At 74.6% G+C, this 16,550-nt stretch carries 15 protein-coding genes; 13 read left to right on the top strand and 2 right to left on the bottom strand.

The window, feature by feature from the left end; genetic code table 11:
- On the top strand, window positions 1-2,783 hold a 2,783-nt coding region (locus E0W78_RS16155; RefSeq protein WP_131404961.1), incomplete at its 5' end, for a glycosyltransferase.
- Window positions 2,780-4,114 (top strand): DUF5719 family protein, encoded by a 1,335-nt coding sequence (locus E0W78_RS16150; RefSeq protein WP_131404960.1) that lies wholly within the window; start codon window positions 2,780-2,782, stop codon window positions 4,112-4,114. The genes E0W78_RS16155 and E0W78_RS16150, both read left to right, overlap by 4 nt.
- 3 nt (window positions 4,115-4,117) lie before the next feature.
- Here the strand turns inward: E0W78_RS16150 and E0W78_RS16145 are convergent, their stop codons facing one another.
- Window positions 4,118-4,567, bottom strand: coding sequence for a peptidase (locus tag E0W78_RS16145; protein ID WP_131404959.1), 450 nt, complete (start codon window positions 4,565-4,567; stop codon window positions 4,118-4,120).
- 62 nt (window positions 4,568-4,629) lie between these two features.
- Between E0W78_RS16145 and E0W78_RS16140 the strand changes: the two genes are divergently transcribed.
- The 3 genes from E0W78_RS16140 to E0W78_RS16130 are packed head-to-tail and all read left to right on the top strand — an operon-like array spanning window position 4,630 to window position 6,499.
- Window positions 4,630-4,965: a DUF3499 domain-containing protein gene (locus E0W78_RS16140; RefSeq protein WP_131404958.1), complete on the top strand. Its 336-nt coding sequence runs from the start codon at window positions 4,630-4,632 to the stop codon at window positions 4,963-4,965.
- Window positions 4,966-4,967: 2 nt separating this feature from the next.
- Window positions 4,968-6,332 carry a phosphomannomutase/phosphoglucomutase gene (locus E0W78_RS16135; RefSeq protein WP_131404957.1) on the top strand — a complete coding sequence of 455 codons (1,365 nt, stop codon included), beginning with the start codon at window positions 4,968-4,970 and terminating at the stop codon, window positions 6,330-6,332.
- A 2-nt stretch (window positions 6,333-6,334) separates the two neighbouring features.
- On the top strand, window positions 6,335-6,499 hold the full coding sequence (locus tag E0W78_RS16130; RefSeq protein WP_131404965.1) for a Trm112 family protein: 165 nt from the start codon (window positions 6,335-6,337) through the stop codon (window positions 6,497-6,499).
- An 11-nt stretch (window positions 6,500-6,510) separates the two neighbouring features.
- Here the strand turns inward: E0W78_RS16130 and E0W78_RS16125 are convergent, their stop codons facing one another.
- Window positions 6,511-7,446, bottom strand: a complete 936-nt coding sequence (locus tag E0W78_RS16125; RefSeq protein ID WP_131404956.1) for a DUF808 domain-containing protein — start codon at window positions 7,444-7,446, stop codon at window positions 6,511-6,513.
- Between the two features lie 166 nt (window positions 7,447-7,612).
- On the opposite strand from E0W78_RS16125, the gene ahcY reads away from it, so the two are divergent.
- The 8 genes from ahcY (at window position 7,613) to E0W78_RS16085 (ending at window position 16,542) form a co-directional block, all read left to right on the top strand.
- Entirely contained in the window at window positions 7,613-9,043 is a 1,431-nt protein-coding gene (gene ahcY, locus E0W78_RS16120) for an adenosylhomocysteinase (RefSeq protein WP_131404955.1), read from the top strand.
- Between the two features lie 25 nt (window positions 9,044-9,068).
- Window positions 9,069-9,776: an MtrAB system response regulator MtrA gene (gene mtrA, locus E0W78_RS16115; RefSeq protein WP_131404954.1), complete on the top strand. Its 708-nt coding sequence runs from the start codon at window positions 9,069-9,071 to the stop codon at window positions 9,774-9,776.
- A 4-nt stretch (window positions 9,777-9,780) separates the two neighbouring features.
- Complete coding sequence (gene mtrB, locus E0W78_RS16110) at window positions 9,781-11,322, top strand: MtrAB system histidine kinase MtrB (protein WP_131404953.1); 1,542 nt, start codon at window positions 9,781-9,783, stop codon at window positions 11,320-11,322.
- On the top strand, window positions 11,319-13,061 hold the full coding sequence (locus E0W78_RS16105) for an LpqB family beta-propeller domain-containing protein (RefSeq protein WP_131404952.1): 1,743 nt from the start codon (window positions 11,319-11,321) through the stop codon (window positions 13,059-13,061). Before mtrB ends, E0W78_RS16105 begins: the two co-directional genes overlap by 4 nt.
- A 57-nt stretch (window positions 13,062-13,118) precedes the next feature.
- Window positions 13,119-13,796: a phosphoribosyltransferase family protein gene (locus E0W78_RS16100; RefSeq protein ID WP_131404951.1), complete on the top strand. Its 678-nt coding sequence runs from the start codon at window positions 13,119-13,121 to the stop codon at window positions 13,794-13,796.
- 45 nt (window positions 13,797-13,841) lie between these two features.
- The gene (gene raiA / locus E0W78_RS16095) at window positions 13,842-14,498 is read left to right on the top strand and encodes a ribosome-associated translation inhibitor RaiA (RefSeq protein ID WP_347559454.1); all 657 of its coding nucleotides are present in this window, start codon (window positions 13,842-13,844) and stop codon (window positions 14,496-14,498) included.
- 54 nt (window positions 14,499-14,552) lie between these two features.
- Window positions 14,553-15,215: a response regulator transcription factor gene (locus E0W78_RS16090; RefSeq protein WP_242686390.1), complete on the top strand. Its 663-nt coding sequence runs from the start codon at window positions 14,553-14,555 to the stop codon at window positions 15,213-15,215.
- Window positions 15,216-15,330: 115 nt separating this feature from the next.
- Window positions 15,331-16,542: a crosslink repair DNA glycosylase YcaQ family protein gene (locus tag E0W78_RS16085; RefSeq protein WP_131404950.1), complete on the top strand. Its 1,212-nt coding sequence runs from the start codon at window positions 15,331-15,333 to the stop codon at window positions 16,540-16,542.
- Window positions 16,543-16,550: the final 8 nt, after the last annotated feature.

Raw genomic sequence — 16,550 nt, 5'->3', positions numbered from 1 at the left:
CTCGCCGGGTGTTCGACGAGCCCGATGACCCCCGCGCCTGGCTCGAGGACCCGCCGACCGTCGCCGCGGTCCTGGTCGCCCACGACGGGATGGCCTGGCTGCCGACCGTGCTGGGCTCGATCGCGACCATGGAGCACGCTCCGACCGCGTGGCACGCGGTCGACGTCGCCTCGACCGACGGCAGCGGCGACCTGCTGCGCGCCTCGTTCGGCGACGAGCGGCTGAGCTACGCACCGTCCGGCACCGGCTTCGGCGCCGCCGTCGCCCTGGCCCTGGAGCAGCTGCCGCGCACCGACTGGGTCTGGCTGCTGCACGACGACTCGGCGGTCGAGCCCGACACCCTCGCCCGGCTGCTCGACGAGGCGACCACCGCCGGCGACGACGTCGCGATCGTCGGGCCGAAGCTGCGCGAGTGGCCGTCGCTGCGCCGCCTGCTCGAGGTCGGCGTCACCGTCAGCGGCACCGCCCACCGCGAGACCGGGCTGGAGACGGGCGAGCCGGACGCCGGCCAGCACGACCGCCCGCGCGACGTCCTGGCCGTCAGCAGCGCCGGCATGCTCGTGCGCCGGGACGTGTGGGACGCGCTCGGCGGGTTCTCGTCCGACTTCCCGATGTTCGGCGACGACCTCGACCTGGGCTGGCGTGCCGCCCGGGCCGGGTACCGCACCCGGGTGGCGCCGCAGGCCGTCATGTTCCACGCGGAGGCGAGTGCCCGCCGCGCCCGTCCTCGCAGCGCCGGCGACGTGACGCCCCACGAGGAGCGGCGCGCGATGCTGTTCCTCACGCTCGCCCACAGCACGGGCCGTCGCGCCGCCTCGGCCTGGTGGCGGCTGCTGCTCGGCTCGTTCCTGCGCACGCTCGGGCTGCTGCTCGCCCAGGCGCCCGAGGAGGCCGGCGACGAGCTGCAGGCCCTGCGCGACGTCTACCTCCACCCGCGCGCCGTGCGCCGGGCCCGGGCCGAGCGCGCCGCGGCCGAGACCGTGCCACACGCCCGGCTGCGCCACCTGTTCCCGTCCGTGTGGCTGCCGACCCTGCGGGCGGTCGACACCGTGCGCGAGTGGGCCGCCGCGCTGCTCCGCCCGGAGTCGATGGTCACCACCGGCCGGCGCAGCTCGGTGCTCGACCCCGAGCCGGACGACGACGTCCCGGACGACGGCCCGTCGCTGTGGCGTCGTCGTCCGTGGCTGCTGACCGTCCTGGTGGTGCTGGCCGTCGTCGGCGTGGCCGGACGCGACCTGCTGAGCGGCCCGTACCTGCACGGCGGGGCCATGCTGCCCGCGCCGCGCACGGCGGGCGGCTGGTGGGAGCTGTTCCTGTCCGGCGGGCACGACGTGGGCCTCGGCACGACCGGGGCCGGACCCGTCCTGGCGCTGCTCCTGGCGGTCGTCGCCACCCCCGTGTGGCTCGCTCCCGGCCTCGTCGTGACGGTGCTCGTGCTCGGCGCGGTGCCGCTCGCCGCCCTGACCGCCCACCGGTTCGTCCGGCTGTTCACCGACCGGCGCGGCCTGCGGATCCTGGCCGCGCTCGGCTACGCGGCCGCCGTCGCCGCGTCGGGCGCCGTCGCCGAGGGCCGGGTCGGGACGCTGGTCGCCGCCGTCGTGGCCCCGATCGTGGCCGGCGTCGCCGTACGCCTGTGGTTCGAGCCCCGCTGGCAGCGCGGCGTCGCCCTCGGCGTGTGGATCGCCGTGGCCACCGCGTTCGCGCCGGTCGCCTTCTGGCTGGCGCTGCCGCTCGCCCTCGCGATGGCCTTCCGCCGCACCCGCCCCTTCCTGGTCGCGGCAGCGCTCGCCGTCCTCCTGCCGCTGGTGCTGGTGGGTCCCTGGACGTGGCAGCGCGTGCTGCACCCTGCCCGCGTGTGGTGGGAGGCGGGTCTGCCGTTCCCGGCCGACCCGTCGGCCGTCGACCTGGTGCTCGGACGCGGCTCGGACGCGGGTGCCCCGTCGGGTCTCGCGCTACCGGTGCTCCTGCTCGGCCTGGTCGCGCTCGTGGCCGTCCCGGCTCGGGACCGCCGGGCCGTCCTGGTCGCGTGGACGGTCGCGGTCGTCGCCCTGGCCGTGGGCGTCGTGGGCCTGTTCGCGTCCGTCGACACCGGTACCGGCGCGGCGTCCGTCGCCGCCTGGACCGGGCTGCCGGCGGTGCTGTGGGTGGGGGCGCTGCTCGTGGCCGGGCTGCTGGCCGCCGAGGCCGTCGGCCCGTTGCGCGCCGTCCTCACCGTCCCGGTCGTGCTGCTCGCGCTCGTCCTGCCGCTCGGCACGGCCGCGTGGCTGGTCGTGGACGGCGCGGGCGACCCGCTCGTGCGCGACCGCGACACCCCCGTGCCGGCGTACCTCGCCGACCGCGACGCCACGACGCTCGTCCTCACCGGGGCCCTCGACGGACCGATGCGCGTCGACGTCGTCCGGGGCGCGGGCCCGTTCCTCGGGCAGGAGGCGCTGAGCCCCGACGCCGGCAGGCAGGACGCGCTGCTGACCACGGTCGAGGCGCTCGTCGCCGGCACCGGGGCCGCCCAGGTCTCCGAGCTCGCCGACCTCGGGGTCGACGCCGTCTACCTGCCGGACGCCGACCGGGCCCTCGCTCGACGGCTGGACGCCCTGCCCGACCTGCGCGCCGCCGGCAGCGACGACCCCGCCTCCCGGGTGTGGACGCTCGAGGGTGCCACCCCGCCGAGCGCGGAGGGCCCGTGGTGGCGCCCCGTCGTCGCCGTCGTCCAGGCCGCCGCGTGGCTGGCCGCGGTCGTCCTCACCGCTCCCGTCCGCCGACGCCGCAAGGAGGCGCTGCGATGACCGCCCGACTGCAGGTGCTCCTCTGGCCCGTCGTCGCGGCGGCGCTGGTCGCGGCCGGCCTGCTGCTGCCCGAGCCGGACCGGGCGTCCGGCACCGGCGGCGACGACCGTCTCGTCGTCGAGGCCCGCACGCTGGCCTGCGCCGGCGGCGACCGGGTCGCGGCGGGTGCGCTCGTCGTCCACGACGGGGCGCAGCGCGAGGTCACGACGCTCCCTGGCGGCGAGGCCGTCGAGGCGCTCGGCGGGGCCACGACGTGGGCCGAGGGCGACGTCCCCGGTCCGGTGTCGGTGCGCACGAGCGACGAGCAGGGCGCCGGAGCGGTCGCGTTCACCCGTGCCGACGACGACGGCCTCGAGGTCGCCGCGTGCCCGTGGGCGGCTGCCGCCTCGGCGCCCTACCTGGTCGGTGGCGGCGCGGCCGGCGACCACCAGTCCACGCTGCTGCTGACCGGCACGTCCACCGGTCCGTCGGTGGTGGACCTGCGCCTGTGGGGCGCGCAGGGGCCCGTCGAGGGCGTCGGCACGACCGGCGTCGCGCTCGAGCCCGGCGAGGCCCGCTCGATCCGCCTCACCGACCTCGCGGCGGGGGAGTCCGAGCTCGCCGTGCAGGTCGTCGTCCGTTCCGGCCAGGTCGCGGCGTCGCTGCGCGACCGCGCGGCCGTGCCCGGACCCGGTCGCGAGGTGGTCACGCCGGTCGCGAGCGCCCGCCGGGTCCAGGTCGTCACCGGTGTGGTGCCCGGCGACCGCCGCCTCGTGCTGCTCAACCCCACGTCCACGTCGACGCCGGTCACGGTCGAGGCGCTCGGCCCGGACGGCACGTTCAGCCCGACCGGGCTCGAGGACGTGCAGGCCCGCGCCGGGGCCGTCACGGCGCTCCCGCTGCCGGCCTCGCTCGGCGACGACGTGGTCTCGCTGCGCGTGCGGGCCGACGTGCCGCTGGTGGCGACGGTCCGGTCGGCCGCGGCCGGCGACGTCGCCGACGCCGCCCCGGGGCCGGCCCTCGACGGCCCGGCCGTCGCGCCGCTGGCGCTCGGCTCGCTGCAGCGCGCCGACCTCGTCCTGACGGCACCCGGCCGCGCCGCCTCGGCGCGGCTGGTGGCCCGTGACGCGGACGGCCGCGAGGTGGGCACCGCCGCGGTGGAGGTGGCCGCCGGGGCCACGACCGTCACCGACCTGCGTCGGGTGGGCGACGGCGCCGCGTGGGTCGAGGTGCGTCCGGACGGCGAGCTGCACGCGGCCGTCGCGTACCGCTCGGGCAGCGGCGTCTCGACGCTCGCGCTGACGGCGGCGCCCGTCGACGTGCCCGCGCCGGACCTGCGCCCGGCGCGCTGAGCCTCAGCGGTCGAGCCGGGGGTCCAGGTCGTCCGGCGGCACCTGCCAGATCTCGGCGAGCCGGTCGACGAGGTGGTCGAGCAGCAGGTCGACGAGGTCCTCCCGACCCGTCGAGCGGTGGGTCAGCGGCAGCCGGAACAGCACGACGCGCGGGGTGCCGCCGAGCTCGGTGGCGATGCTGAGCGGGACGTCGTCCGCCCACTCCTCGGGCAGGATCGGCACCTCCTCGACGACGACCTCCACGGTGGTCGCCTCGCGCTCGAAGGCGGGCCGGAGCTGGTCGAGGGCGTCGCCCACGAGCAGGTCGAACTCGGCCCGGGGCGGGCGGTGCACGGGGACGCTGCGCGGGGAGAGCGGACCGGGCAGGGCGACGGGCCCGCGGCGCCCGCGGCCCCGGCGGTCGCGCATCGATCCGCCCCGCGGGCCGGCCACCACGCCGCTGTACAGGTCCACGCCGGCGAGCATACGGCGCGCCGCGTGCGCACCCTGTCGGCCTCGCCGGTTAACCTTCCCGGGTGGCGACGAAGCGCAGGTGCACCCGGACGGCTTGCTCGGAGCCGGCCGTCGCCACCTTGACGTACGTGTACGCCGACCAGACCGCCGTCCTGGGGCCGCTCGCGACCTACGCCGAGCCGCACACCTACGACCTGTGCGCCGCACACTCGCAGCGCCTGTCCGCCCCCCGCGGGTGGGACGTGCTGCGGCTCGCGCCGGACCCTGCCACGCTGGAGCCCTCGCACGACGACCTGCTCGCCCTGGCCGACGCCGTGCGCGAGGCCGGCAAGCAGGTGCCCGACCCCGAGCCTTCCCCGGGCCTGCGGCTCGTGCCCGCGCCCGACGACGAGGAGTGACCATGGATCCCCGGCTGGAACCGATCGTCAAGGCGTACGACGTCCGCGGACGTTCGCCCGAGCAGCTCGACGCGACCATCGCGCGGGCGCTGGGCGAGGCCTTCGCCCACGAGGTCGGCGTCGCCGGCGGCGGCAAGGTCGTGGTCGGTCACGACATGCGCGACACGTCCCCGGTGCTGGCCCGCGCCTTCGGCGAGGGCGTCCGGTCGACCGGTGCCGACGTCGTCGAGATCGGCCTCGCGTCCACCGACATGCTCTACTTCGCGTCCGGCGACCTCGACCTGCCCGGCGCCATGGTCACCGCCAGCCACAACCCGGCGGTCTACAACGGCCTCAAGCTGTGCCGGGCCGGCGCCCGCCCGATCGGGCTCGAGACCGGCCTGCGCGCCATCGCCGACCGCGCCGGCGAGCTGCTCGACCGTGAGCAGACCCCGGCCGTCACGGGCGGCGTCGAGTCCGTCGACGCGCTGAGCCGCTACGCCGCCTACCTGCACGAGCTGGTCCCGGTCCGCGGGCGCCGGCTCACGGTGGTCGCCGACGCCGGCAACGGCATGGCCGGGCACACCGTCCCGTCCGTCTTCGCCGACCTCGACGTCGAGCTGGTCCCGATGTACTTCGAGCTCGACGGCAGCTTCCCGAACCACGAGGCGAACCCGCTCGACCACAGCACGCTGGTCGACCTGCAGGAGCGCGTCCGCTCCGAGGGCGCCGACGTGGGCCTGGCCTTCGACGGCGACGCCGACCGCTGCTTCGTGGTCGACGAGCGCGGCGAGGTCGTCTCGCCCTCGGCCATCACCGCCCTCATCGGGGCCCGCGCGCTGCGCGACCACCCCGGCGCCACGGTGCTGCACAACGTCATCTGCTCGCGCGCGGTGCCCGAGATCATCGCCGAGCACGGCGGCACCCCGGTCCGCACGCCGGTCGGCCACTCGCTCATCAAGGCCGAGATGGCGCGCACCGGCGCGGTCTTCGGCGGCGAGCACTCGGGCCACTTCTACTTCAAGGACTTCTACCTCGCCGACTCCGGCATGATCGCCGGCCTGCACGTCCTGGCCGCGCTGGCCGAGACCGACGGCACCGTGTCCGAGCTCATGGCCGCGTACGACCGCTACCCGTCCTCGGGCGAGATCAACAGCACGGTCGACGACGCCGACGCCGTCCTGGAGGCGATCCGCAGCACCTACGCCGAGCACGACCAGGACACGCTCGACGGCCTCACGGTGACCGCCGCCGACTGGTGGTTCAACGTCCGCAAGTCCAACACCGAGCCCCTGCTCCGCCTCAACGTCGAGGGCGCCGACGAGGCGACCATGGCGCGGGTGCGCGACGAGGTGCTCGGCCTGATCCGATCCGGAGACGCCGCATGAACATCGACCCGGGCCTGCTCGACATCCTGGTCTGCCCGCAGTGCCGCTCGACGCTGTTCGTCGACGACGACCGCAGCGAGCTGGTGTGCAACGCGTGCTCGCTGGCCTACCCCGTGCGCGACGACATCCCGGTGATGCTGATCGACGAGGCGCGCCAGCTCGACTGACCCCGCGCCGGTCAGTGCGCGGCCGGGGCGCCGCGCAGCCGCTGGACGAGCATGACGACGCCCAGCACGACGACGCCGACCAGCAGGCCCACCAGGGCGGACGCGGCGGTGTTCGTCAGCCAGCCCAGCACCGCGCCGACACCGTGCACGGCGTCGTGGGCGGCCTCCTCGAGGTGGTGCACCAGCTCGTAGGGGCCGTGCCAGCCGAGCTCGTCCACGCCGACGAGCAGGATGTGCCCGCCGACCCACATCATCGCCGCGGTGCCGACGACCGACAGCACCGACAGCACGACCGGCATCGCCCGCACCAGGCCACGGCCGAGCGCGGCGACGGCCCCCTGGCCGCGGGCGGCGAGGGCCAGGCCGGCGTCGTCCATCTTCACGATGAGCGCCACGACGCCGTAGACCACGGCGGTGATGGCGAAGGCCACGACGAGCAGGATGGCCAGCCGCGACCAGAATCCCTCGTCGGCCACCTCGTTGAGCGACAGCACCATGATCTCGGCGCTGAGGATGAGGTCGGTGCGCACCGCCGACGAGACGATCTCGTCCTCGGAGCGCTGCGTCTGCTCGCCGTCGCTCGGCCCGTGGCCCACGAGCGCGCCGTGGATCTTGTGCGCCGCCTCGTAGCACAGGTAGGTGCCGCCGAGCATGAGGATCGGCGTGAGCAGCCAGGGCAGGAACTCGCTGAGCAGCAGCGACAGCGGCAGGATGATCAGCAGCTTGTTGCGCAGCGAGCCCTTCGCGATGCGCTTGATGATCGGCACCTCGCGGGCGGCGGCGAGACCCCGGACGTACTGCGGCGTCACCGCGGTGTCGTCGATGACGACACCGCTCGCCTTCGCGGTGGCCTTCGCGGCCGCGGCGCCGACGTCGTCGATCGAGGCGGCCGCCAGGCGGGCCAGCGCGGCGACGTCGTCGAGCAGGCCGAACAGGCCGGCGCTCACCGCGGGCCCCGGGGCGCGGTCGTCGGACGGGTCTGGTGCTCGGGCATGGCGATCCTTCACTCGGGCGGTCAGCCCCAGCATGGCAGCAGTCCGGCGGCGGGGCGCGGTGCGCCAGGTCACCCGCGTGGCCGGGTCACGACTTCGACGGGGAGATAGGCTGTCGCTCATGGATTTCAACGTCGCCGACCTGTCCCTCGCCGAGTACGGGCGTGCGGAGATCACCCTCGCCGAGCACGAGATGCCCGGCCTCATGGCCATGCGTGAGCGCTACGGCGCCAGCAAGCCGCTGAAGGGCGCCCGCGTCGCGGGCTCGCTGCACATGACGATCCAGACCGCGGTGCTCATCGAGACGCTGGTCGACCTCGGCGCCGAGGTCCGCTGGGCCAGCTGCAACATCTTCTCCACCCAGGACCACGCGGCCGCGGCCATCGTCGTCGGCCGCGACGGCACCCCGGACGACCCGCAGGGCGTCCCGGTCTTCGCCTGGAAGGGCGAGACGCTGGCCGAGTACTGGGACCTGGCCGAGCAGATCCTGGTGTGGCCGAACGGCCAGACCCCCAACATGATCCTGGACGACGGTGGCGACGCCACGCTGCTGCTCCACCTCGGCGTCGAGTACGAGAAGACCGGCTCGGTCCCCTCGCCCGACACCACCGACAACCCCGAGCTCAAGGAGGTCCTGCGCGTCCTGGCCCGGGCCCAGGAGCAGGACCCGCAGCGCTGGACGAAGATCGGCGAGAGCGTCCAGGGCGTCACCGAGGAGACGACCACCGGCGTGCTGCGCCTGTACGAGCGCTTCCAGAACGGCACGCTGCTGTTCCCGGCGATCAACGTCAACGACTCGGTCACCAAGAGCAAGTTCGACAACAAGTACGGCTGCCGCCACTCGCTCGTCGACGGCATCAACCGCGCCACCGACGTCCTCATCGGCGGCAAGGTCGCGGTCGTCTGCGGCTACGGCGACGTCGGCAAGGGCTGCGCGGAGTCGCTGCGCGGCCAGGGCGCCCGCGTCATCGTCACCGAGATCGACCCGATCTGCGCGCTGCAGGCGGCGATGGACGGCTACCAGGTGGCCACGCTCGAGAGCGTCGTCGACCAGGCCGACATCATCATCACGGCGACCGGCAACTTCGACATCGTGCGCGTCGAGCACTTCGAGAAGATGAAGAACCAGGCCATCGTCGGCAACATCGGTCACTTCGACAACGAGATCGACATGGCCGGTCTGGCCGCCGTCCCGGGCATCACCCGCACGACGATCAAGCCGCAGGTCGACGTCTGGCAGTTCCAGGACGGCCGCAAGATCATCGTGCTGTCCGAGGGGCGCCTGCTGAACCTGGGCAACGCCACCGGCCACCCGTCGTTCGTCATGTCGAACTCCTTCACCAACCAGGTGCTGGCCCAGATCGAGCTGTTCACCAAGGCCGACCAGTACGAGCTCGGCGTCCACGTGCTGCCCAAGCACCTGGACGAGGAGGTCGCCCGCCTGCACCTGGACGCGCTGGGCGTGGAGCTGACCGAGCTGTCCAAGAAGCAGGCCGAGTACCTCGGCGTCGACGTGGCCGGGCCGTACAAGTCCGACCACTACCGCTACTGAGCCGCTCCGCAGGTCCCTCCCCGACATGAGCTATCGCCGCAGGTCCAACCCCGACCGGGTGCTGGTCGTCGACGACGACGCCGCGCTCGCCGAGATGCTCACGATCGTGCTGGAGGGCGAGGGCCTGGTCACCGAGGTGTGCTCCTCCGGTGACCAGGTCCTGGAGCGGTTCGTGGAGTTCAAGCCCGACATCGTCCTGCTGGACCTGATGCTCCCGGGCCTGGACGGCATGAGCGTGTGCCGCCAGATCCGGGAGCGCTCGGGCGTCCCGATCGTCATGCTCACCGCCAAGGCCGAGACGACCGACGTCGTCCAGGGCCTCGAGGCCGGGGCGGACGACTACATCACCAAGCCGTTCAAGAGCTCCGAGCTCGTCGCGCGCATCCGCGCCCGGCTGCGCCGCACCGACCGGCTCGCCGAGCCGCTCGTGTTCGGCGACATCGTGCTCGACCCGGCCGCGCACACGGTGACGCGCGCCGGCCAGCCGCTCGACCTCACGCCGCTGGAGTTCGACCTGCTGGCGTGCCTGCTCGGCACCCCCGAGCAGGTGTTCAGCCGCGAGGTCCTGCTCGAGCGGGTCTGGGGCTACCACCACCCGGGCGACACGAAGCTCGTGAACGTCCACATGACCCGGCTGCGCAGCAAGATCGAGGACGACGCCGACGACCCGCGGGTGATCCGCACCGTCCGCGGCATCGGCTACCAGGCCGTCCTGCCCGGCGCCGCCGTGTGAGCGCGTGAGCGCCACGAGGTCGCCGGCCCGGCTGTGGCGCCGCTCGCTGCAGTTCCGGGTCGTGGTCGGCACGCTCGTGCTGAGCGCCATCGTCATCGGGCTCACCGGCTGGGCCCTGGTGCGCAGCGTCGCCGACGGCCTGGCCGAGGGACGCCGTGACGTGGCCGTGTCCGAGGCCCGCGCCGGGTTCGAGGCCGCGCAGGCCCAGCTCGACGCGGCCGTCGAGACCCAGGACGGCGCGCAGTCCCAGACCCTCGCCGAGATGGTCGACGACCTCTCGACCACGGGCAGCGAGACGCGTCCCTACGACCTGGTGCTGGAGGGCCCCCTGGTCAGCGGCGCGGGGGTCGCGGCCCCGGTGCGCTCCTCGGTCGCCTTCGACGAGTCCACGGTGCCGGCGTCGCTGCGCGCGTCGGTGCGCGACGACGGCGGCGTCTTCTGGTCCTACTCGCGGGCTCGCCCGCTCGGCACGGACGAGTCGGCGCCGGCCGTCGTCGTCGGTGGCCGTCTCGACGTCCCGAGCACGGGCGACGCGTACGCGCTCTACTACGTCTTCTCCATGGCCGAGCAGCAGTCGACGCTCGACCTGGTGCTGCGCGCGCTGCTGCTCGGCGGCATGGCGATGGTGCTGCTCGTGGCCGGCGTCGCCTGGATCGTCTCGCGCCAGGTCGTGAACCCTGTCCGCCTGGCCCGGCGCATCGCCGAGCGGTACGCGGCGGGCAACCTCGAGCAGCGCATGCACGTGCGCGGCGAGGACGACATCGCCCGGCTCAGCACGTCGTTCAACCAGATGGCCGCCAGCCTGCAGAGCCAGATCCGCCGCCTGGAGAACCTGTCGCGGCTGCAGCAGCGCTTCGTCTCGGACGTCTCGCACGAGCTGCGCACGCCGCTCACCACCGTGCGCATGGCGGGGGAGGTGCTGCACCGCTCGCGCGACCGCTTCGACCCCGCGACCGCCCGCGCCGCCGAGCTGCTCACCGCCGAGATCGAGCGGTTCGAGGAGCTGCTGTCCGACCTGCTCGACCTGAGCCGCTTCGACGCCGGCGCGGCCCAGCTCGAGCTGGACGCCGTCGACCTCTCCCAGGTGGCCCGTGACGTGGTCCAGGACCCGGTCGTCCGCGTCGCCGGCCTGCCGGTCGAGCTCGAGGGCGCCGACGTCCCGGTCGTCGTGGACGCCGACATCCGCCGGGTCGACCGCATCATGCGCAACCTGGTCGCCAACGCGGTCAAGTACAGCCGCACCGACCGGCTGCTGGTGCGCGTCGCCGAGAACGAGGGCTGCGCGTCGATCGCGGTGCGCGACTTCGGCATCGGTCTGCGCGGCGACGAGACCCAGCGGGTCTTCGACCGCTTCTGGCGCGCCGATCCCGCCCGCACGCAGGGTGGCACCGGCCTCGGCCTGCCGATCAGCCGCGAGGACGCCGCGCTGCACGGCGGCACGCTGCGCGTCTGGTCGCGGCCCGCTGAGGGCACCGAGTTCGTCCTGACCCTGCCGCGGGCCGGCGGGTCCGTGCACCCGCCCGCGATCGTCTCGGAGCTCGCATGACCACCCGTCGCGTCCTCGCCTGGCTGCTCGTCGCCGTCTGCGCGCTCAGCGCGTGCGGCGGCATCCCCGACGAGGTCCGCGTCCACCGGGTCGGGGCCGACCAGGGCACGGGCGAGAGCCCGGTGAGCTACCGCCCGGCCGGCCCGCGGCAGAACGCGACGCCCGACCAGGTCGTGCGCGGCTACCTCGACGCGATGCTGGCCTACCCGGTCTCCAGCGGCACCGCCGAGGAGTTCCTCCACCCGCAGGCCGAGCCGTGGGACCCCACGGCCGGCGTGGTGGTCTACCGCGCTGCCAGCGTCGAGGAGGCGCGGCAGGTCGCGATCGGCCGCGACATCGGTCTCGAGGTCGTCGTCCGGCTCGAGGAGCAGGCCCGGCTCGACCGCACCGGCCACTACGAGCCGTCCGTCCGCACGCGCACCGTGAGCTTCGTGCTCCGCCGGGCGAGCGGGCAGTGGCGCATCGAGGTCGCGCCGCCGGGCACCTTCGTCACCGACGACTTCTTCGCCGACTACTACCGGCCGTTCGACCTGTACTTCTTCGACCCGTCCGGCTCGCGCGTGGTCGCCGATCCCGTGCACCTGCCGCTGGGCGACCAGGTCGCGACCGCCCTCGTCACCAACCTGGTGGCCGGTCCGCGCGACCAGGACGCCGGCACGCTGCGCAGCTTCGTGCCGGACGCCGCGCGGCTGCGGGGCAGCGTCCCCGTGGCGGCCGACGGGCTGGCCGACATCGTCATCGACGGCCTGGCCGACGTCTCGTCCGACACCCGCGACCGGGTCTCGGCCCAGCTGGTCTGGACGCTGCGCCAGCTGCCCGAGGTGCGGACGCTGCGGATCCGACCGCCGGGACCGGTCGTCCGGGCCGAGTCCGGCGACCTGGAGCCGGTCGGCGGCTGGGGGGTCTTCGGTCCGTCCCGGGCGTGGGCGGGCCCGTTCGCGCTGCTGGGCGGCGCCGTGGTCAGCCTGGCCGACGGCGCGCCCGAGGTGCTCGAGCAGCGGCTCGTCCAGGGCGGCGACGTGGAGTCGTTCACGGTCGCGCCCGGCGCCGAGTCGCTGGCCGCGGTGACGTCTGGCGGGTCCGAGCTCGTGCTCGGCCCCGTGTCCGGGCAGGGACGCCGTCGGGTGCCCGGGTCCGGCCTGCTGCCGCCGGTCTGGGACGCGAGTGGACGCGTGTGGGCCGTCGACCGGGCCGACGGCCGCACACGGGTGCGGCTGATCGGCGCCGAGGACGTGACGCTCGCGCTGGCCGGCTGGCCGCGGCTCGACCCGCTCTCGTTCGCCCTGTCGCGCGACCAGGCCCGCTACTCGCTCGTCGCGCGCGCCGGCGACCGCACGCAGGTGCTCGTCGGGCGCGTGCTCAGCGACGCCCAGGGCCGCGTGACCGGACTGTCGGTGCCGCGTCCGCTGCCGTCCGGCACGCCGCTGGTCACCGCCTCGTTCACCAGCCCGCGGTCGGTCTCGTTCGCCGGGTCCGGGCACGTGGTCGTGGCGGCCACCAGCGTGGCGGGCGAGCAGCAGGTCTTCACCGCACGGGTCGACGGCTCGTCCGTCACCGGGGGCCGGTCCAGCGACGGGCCGACCCTGGTCGACGTGGACGCCCAGCAGGTGGTCGCCGATCCGGTCACCGGACGCCTGTTCGTCCGCGCCGGCGACGGCACGGTGTGGCAGACCGACGGCGCCGCGGCCTGGACCCGCATCGACGTCGACGGCGTCCGGGCGCTCGCGCCGACCGGGTAGTCCACAGCCCGGCGTCCGGACCTGGCGAGACACGCGCGGCCGGGCCACGCTCGCGGGGTGGGTGCGTTCTGGACCGCCGCGGCCGACCTGGTCACCGGGGCGGCCTGCGCGGGGTGTGACCGTCCCGGCCTCGTGCTCTGCGACGGCTGCCGCCGTGCGCTGACGCCCGGGCCGCGGGCCGTGCCCGCCCCGGTCCCGGCGGTCGCCGCCCTGGGCTACGACGGCGTCGTCCGCCCGGTGCTGGCCGGCCTCAAGGAGCACGGACGCTGGCGGCTGCAGCCGCCGCTCGCCCACGCGCTGGCCGCGGCGGTGTGCGCCGTCGCCCCGGACGGGCCGCTCGCGCTGGTGCCCGTCCCCTCGACCCGCGCGTCCCGCCGGCGGCGCGGGGGCGACCCCGTCGGCGACCTCGTCGCGGCGGCGGCCGCGGAGCTGCGCGGGATCGGCGTCGATGTCGTGGTGGTGCCCGCGCTGCGGCACGTCCGCCGGGTGTCCGACCAGTCCGGGCTCGGGGTCCGGGAGCGCGGCGCGAACCTGGCCGGGGCCTTCGCCGCGCGTCCCGGACGCGCCCTGCGAGGGCGGTCCGTGGTGGTCGTCGACGACGTCGTCACGACCGGCGCGACGCTGCGCGAGGGCGTCCGGGCGCTGCGCGCGGAAGGGGTGGTCACGGACGCCGCGGCGTTCGTCGCCGCCACGCCGCGCCGACACGCTGACGGGGTGTCCGGGGCCCGGTCCTGACCTGGCGTGTGGTGCGGGGGAGGGCTACGGTCGAGGCATGCATTCGTGAGCACGTCGCACCGACTGGAGGTCCCGATGGAGATCGTCGTCAACGGCCGCAACAGCGAGATCAGCGAGCGCTTCCGCGAGCACGTACGCGAGAAGCTGCAGCGGCTGGACAAGTTCGACCAGCGCCAGAAGATCAGCCGGGTGGAGGTCGAGGTGACGCACGAGAAGACCTCCCGGCCCGACTGCGCCTGCCGGGTCGAGGTGACGATCCGGTCGCGGGGGCCGGTCGTCCGTGGCGAGGCCTGCTCCACCGACCAGCACTCGGCGCTCGACGCCGTCGTCGACAAGCTCGAGGCCCGACTGCGCAAGCTGGTCGACCGTCAGCGCATCCACCGCGGCCACCGCAAGCCGACGTCCCTGGCCGAGGCGACCGCGGTCGTCCCCGACCAGCTGCTGGCCGACGAGCCCGCCGACGACGGCGTGCACGTCCGGCACGAGGGCTCGGTCGAGGTCGTCGGCGAGGGCCCGCTCGTGGTCCGCGAGAAGACGCACGAGTCCGAGGCCATGACCCTGGACCAGGCGCTCAGCGAGATGGAGCTCGTCGGGCACGACTTCTTCCTGTTCGTCGAGAAGGACTCGATGCTGCCCAGCGTCGTCTACCGCCGGCACGGCTACGACTACGGCGTGATCCACCTGCGGACGCCGCAGTCCTGAGACACCGGGCGTCGGTGCGGGGTCGTGCGCGTGCCGCGTGGCATGATCGACCCCGTGCCGACGAAGCCGGACCGGATCAAGGTGCTCCTGGTCGACGACCAGGAGCTCTTTCGACGAGGCGTGAAGATGGTCCTCGCCGCCGAGGGGGACCTGGAGCTCACCGAGGCCAACAGCGGTGACCAGGCGTTGTCGCTGGTCGCGGCCGAGCCGCCGGACATCGTCCTGCTGGACGTCCGCATGCCCGACCGCAGCGGCGTCGAGGTCTGCGCCGCGATCAAGGCGCTCTCGCCGACCACCGGCATCATCATGCTGACGGCCAGCGACGAGGAGACCGACCTCTACGACTCGATCAAGAGCGGCGCCGCGGGCTACCTGCTCAAGGACGGCTCGTCGTTCGACCAGGTCGCCGAGGCCGTCCGGCTCGTCGCCGCCGGCCAGTCGCTGATCAACCCCTCGATGGCCACCAAGCTGCTCGAGGAGTTCGTCCACATGGCCAAGGGCCAGACGACCCAGCCGCACACCCTGACCCCGCGCGAGCTCGACGTGCTGCGCCACGTCGCCAAGGGCCAGTCGAACCGCCAGATCGCCGAGGCGCTGTTCATCTCCGACAACACGGTGAAGAACCACATCCGCAACATCCTGGAGAAGCTCCAGATGAAGTCGCGGGTCGAGGCGGCCATGTACGCCGTCCGCAGCAAGCTCGTCGACGAGACGTGAGCGAGCGCAGCGAGCGAACCGAGGGGCTCTCGCGGGCGACCGTCCGTACGGTGGGTCTTCTTCTCGGACGGTCGCCCGTGACCGAACGGAGCAGGCGACCCGTGAGCGAGCGCCCGTGACCGACGGGCCGCGGCTGAGCGTGCTCCAGGCCCGGCGCATCGCGCTGGCCGCCCAGGGGTTCACCCGTCCGCGTCCGCAGCAGGTGCAGGCCCGCCACGTCGCGCGGGTCGTCGACCGGCTCGGCTTCTTCCAGATCGACTCGGTCAACGTCCTCACCCGCGCCCACCACGTGCCGCTGTACTCGCGGCTCGGCCCGTACGACCTGCAGCTGCTGCACCGGGCGTCCTCGCGGGCCCCGCGCCGGCTGGTGGAGTACTGGGCGCACGAGGCCGCGCTGCTGGACGTGCGGCTGTGGCCGGCCTTCGGGTTCCGCCGCCGCGACGTGTCGGGCATGTGGGGCGGGCCGCGGCGCATCGCCGAGGAGCGGCCCGAGCTGCTCGACCAGGTGCTGCAGGACGTCCGGGCCCGCGGTCCGCTGACCGCGCGCCAGGTCGAGCACGAGCCGCCGGCCGACCGCGGCCACTGGGGCTGGAACTGGTCGGAGGCCAAGCAGGCCCTCGAGCACCTCTTCTACACCGGCGCCGTCATGGCCGCGGGACGCAACGGCTCCTTCGAGCGGCTCTACGACGTCCCCGAGCGCGTGCTGCCCCCGGCCGTCCGGGACGTGCCCGACCTCGATGCCGACGAGGCCCACCGAGTGCTCGTCTCGCACGCCGCGCGCGCCCTGGGTGTCGCGACCACGGGATGCCTGCGCGACTACTTCCGTCTGTCCCCGGCCCCGACGAAGGCCGCCGTCGAGCAGCTCGTCGCGACCGGGGAGCTGGAGCCCGTGCAGATCGCCGGATGGAACCGCCCGGCCTACCTGCACGCGGAGGCGGTGCGCCCGCGCAAGGTCGAGGCCCGTGCGCTGCTCAGCCCGTTCGACCCGCTGGTGTTCGAGCGGACCCGTACCGAGAAGCTGTTCGGCTTCCGCTACCGGATCGAGATCTACGTCCCCGAGGCCCAGCGGGTGCACGGCTACTACGTGCTGCCGTTCCTGCTCGGCGACCGGCTCGTCGCCCGCGTCGACCTCAAGGCCGACCGGGCCGAGGGCGTCCTGCGCGTGCGCTCGGCCTTCGCGGAGGACCACGCACCGGACCACACCGCCGATTCCCTGGCGGCGGAGCTGGTGCAGATGGCAGGCTGGCTCGGGCTCGGCCGCACGTCCGTGGAGCGGCGTGGTGACCTGGCCGACCCGCTGGCGGCTGCGCTGGCATGTCTAGACTGAATTCGCTC

Origin of the sequence: Aeromicrobium sp. IC_218 (assembly GCF_004336805.1) — a bacterium.
Lineage (GTDB): Bacteria > Actinomycetota > Actinomycetes > Propionibacteriales > Nocardioidaceae > Aeromicrobium.
This window is presented reverse-complemented; position numbering and strand designations above follow the sequence as displayed.

Excerpts from the sequence above, each read along its gene's own strand:
- E0W78_RS16150 (WP_131404960.1), top strand. The coding sequence starts at position 2,780 with ATGACCGCCCGACTGCAGGTGCTCCTCTGGCCCGTCGTCGCGGCGGCG.
- E0W78_RS16135 (WP_131404957.1), top strand. The coding sequence starts at position 4,968 with ATGGATCCCCGGCTGGAACCGATCGTCAAGGCGTACGACGTCCGCGGA.
- ahcY (WP_131404955.1), top strand. The coding sequence starts at position 7,613 with ATGGATTTCAACGTCGCCGACCTGTCCCTCGCCGAGTACGGGCGTGCG.
- mtrA (WP_131404954.1), top strand. The coding sequence starts at position 9,069 with ATGAGCTATCGCCGCAGGTCCAACCCCGACCGGGTGCTGGTCGTCGAC.
- E0W78_RS16105 (WP_131404952.1), top strand. The coding sequence starts at position 11,319 with ATGACCACCCGTCGCGTCCTCGCCTGGCTGCTCGTCGCCGTCTGCGCG.